General features: G+C 69.6%; 2 protein-coding genes. One reads left to right on the top strand and one right to left on the bottom strand.

Annotation, left to right across the window (positions count from 1 at the left end):
* Positions 1-784, bottom strand: a 784-nt coding sequence (locus AC2VOP_RS17785) for an aminotransferase class III-fold pyridoxal phosphate-dependent enzyme (RefSeq protein WP_486962188.1), incomplete at its 3' end; no start/stop codon positions are given.
* 169 nt (positions 785-953) lie between these two features.
* Between AC2VOP_RS17785 and lnt the strand changes: the two genes are divergently transcribed.
* Positions 954-2,484, top strand: a 1,531-nt coding sequence (gene lnt, locus AC2VOP_RS17780; protein WP_486962189.1) for an apolipoprotein N-acyltransferase, incomplete at its 3' end; no start/stop codon positions are given.

The raw sequence follows: 2,484 nt of genomic DNA, 5'->3' as shown, positions 1-2,484 counted from the left end.
CGGCGATGAACACCACACCGTTGTCGCGACACCACGCCAGCAGCGTCGGCAGGAATCCCTCGGCCGGAACGATGAACCCGCCCTCGCCCTGGATCGGCTCGATGACCAGCGCCGCCAGGTTCTCGGCGCCGATCTGGCTTTCGATCACGCCGATGGCCCGAGCCGCTGCCCACTCGCCGTCGATGGAGAGGTCCTTGTTCACCAGCCCGTCGCGGTACGGGTAGGACATCGGCGCCCGGTAGATCTCCGGCGCGAACGGCCCGAACCCGCTCTTGTACGGCATCGCCCTGGCAGTCAGGGCCAGGGTCAAGTTGGTGCGGCCGTGGTAGCCGTGGTCGAACGCGACCACGCCGGGCTTGCCGGTGTAGGACCGGGCGATCTTGACGGCGTTCTCCAGTGCCTCGGCGCCGGAGTTGAGCAGCACCGAGCGTTTTTCTCCGGAGCCGGGGGTGATCCGGTTGAGCTGTTCGGCCACGGCGACGTAACCCTCGTACGGGGTGACCATGAAGCAGGTGTGGGCGAAATCGCCGGCCTGAGCGCGGACCGCGTCCACGACGCGGGGGGCGGTGTTGCCGACCGCGTTCACCGCGATGCCCGCACCCAGGTCGATGAGCCGGTTACCGTCGACGTCTTCCACGATGGCGCCGGCGGCGCGCGCCACGTAGACCGGCACCGCACTGCCGACGCCCCGGGCCACCGCTGCGGCACGCCGCCGGGAGAGTTGCATCGACACCGGGCCGGGAATCTCGGTCACCAGGTGGCGACTCTGTTCGAGTGGGGGCACGTCGTTACTCCTCGCAGGCGGCAGATCGAGACGATTTTCAGCCTATGGGTTCTTCGGGTCCGACGCGTAGCGGGCCGGCCAGTCGTTACCCCGGCGCCGGCCGGCACGGGCCGGCAACGTCGGTAACGATAAGGTGCCCGAATCGGCCTCGATCGGCCGAGACGAGGAGATGAACATAGCTGCTGAGCCAAGTCGTCGCCGCCTGCCCGTGGCGGCTCAATCGCAGCTGACACGGCTGAGCGTCACGGTCTGCGCCGGCTTGCTGTTCTGGGCCAGTTTTGCGCCGGTCGAGTGGTGGTGGACGGCGGTTCCGGCTTTCGCGCTGTTCGCCTGGGTGTTGACGCAGCGCGCCACGACGCTGGTTGGCGGGGTCATCTACGGTTTGGTCTTCGGCTTGGCGTTCTATCTGCCGCTGGTGCGGTGGGCCGGTGCGTTCGCCGGCCCGCTGGCGTGGTTGGGGCTGGCGATGCTGGGCGCGGTGTTCACGCCGTTCTTCGGCGCGGCCGCGGTGGTGGTGCGGTGGTTGCCAGGCTGGCCGGTGTGGTTCGCGGCGCTGTGGCCGGTATCGGAGTGGCTGCGATCGTGGGTGCCGTTCGGTGGAGTGCCGTGGGGTGCTGTGGCGACTGGCCAGACGCACGGGCCGTTGTTGCCGTTGGCGCGGCTGGGCGGAGCGCCGCTGCTGTCGGCGGTAGTTGTCCTGCTGGGCGCCAGCCTGACGGCGGCCGCGCGCAACATTGCGGTGCGGCGACACAGCCGGGATGTCAGAGGCTTACCGAACGTCGGCTTGGCGAGTGCGCTGCTGCCCACGGCTGCATACCTGTGTGCGGTGTTGACTGCCGCCGCCGTGGCCTGGCCGGTGGTCCGGCACGCGGCTTCGGCGGCCGGCCCGTCGGTCACCGTGGCCGCAGTGCAGGGCAGCGTGCCCCGGCTCGGGCATGACTTCAACGCGCAACGGCGCGCTGTGCTCGACTACCACGTCCGCGAGACGCTGACGCTGGCTGCCGATGTGCGCGCCGGCCGGGCCACGCGCCCTTCGTTCGTCGTGTGGCCGGAGAACTCGTCGGACATCGATCCACTGCTCAACTGGGACGCCGGCGGGCAGATCGGCGTTGCCGCCACGGCGATCGGGGTGCCGATCCTGGTCGGCGCGCTGCTGGTAGTGCCGGACAGCGACGTCGCCTATCCCGCTTACACCAACACAGTGATCGTGTGGGATCCGGCGACGGGGCCGGGCGAGCGCCACACCAAGCAGTTCGTGCAGCCGTTCGGCGAGTATCTGCCCATGCCATGGTTGTTCGCCCACCTCGCCCCGCACGGGCGCGGGTACGGCCACATCGTGGCGGGCCGCAGCACCGGGGTGGTGCACGCCGCCGGTGTCGCGGTCGGTGTGGGAACCTGCTGGGAGGTCACGTTCGACGAAGCTCTGCGGCAGTCGGTGAACAACGGCGCCGAGCTGCTGGTGGTCCCGGCGAACAACGCTACGTTCGGCGAGCTGATGAGCGAGCAGCAGCTGGCGTTCTCCAAGGTCCGGGCTGTCGAATTCGACCGATACGTTGTCGTCGCCAGCACCACCGGGGTCAGCGCCGTGATCGCTCCGGACGGTCGCGAGCTGGCCAGGACCGGATACTTCGCACCGGCCTACCTGGACACCTCGGTGCGCCTGAAGACACACCTGACGCCGGCGGCGCGCTGGGGTGCCC

This window comes from Mycobacterium sp. TH-M106, from assembly GCF_057473765.1.
The sequence above is the reverse complement of the archived record's forward strand: the minus strand, read 5'-3'. Positions and strand labels throughout refer to the sequence as shown.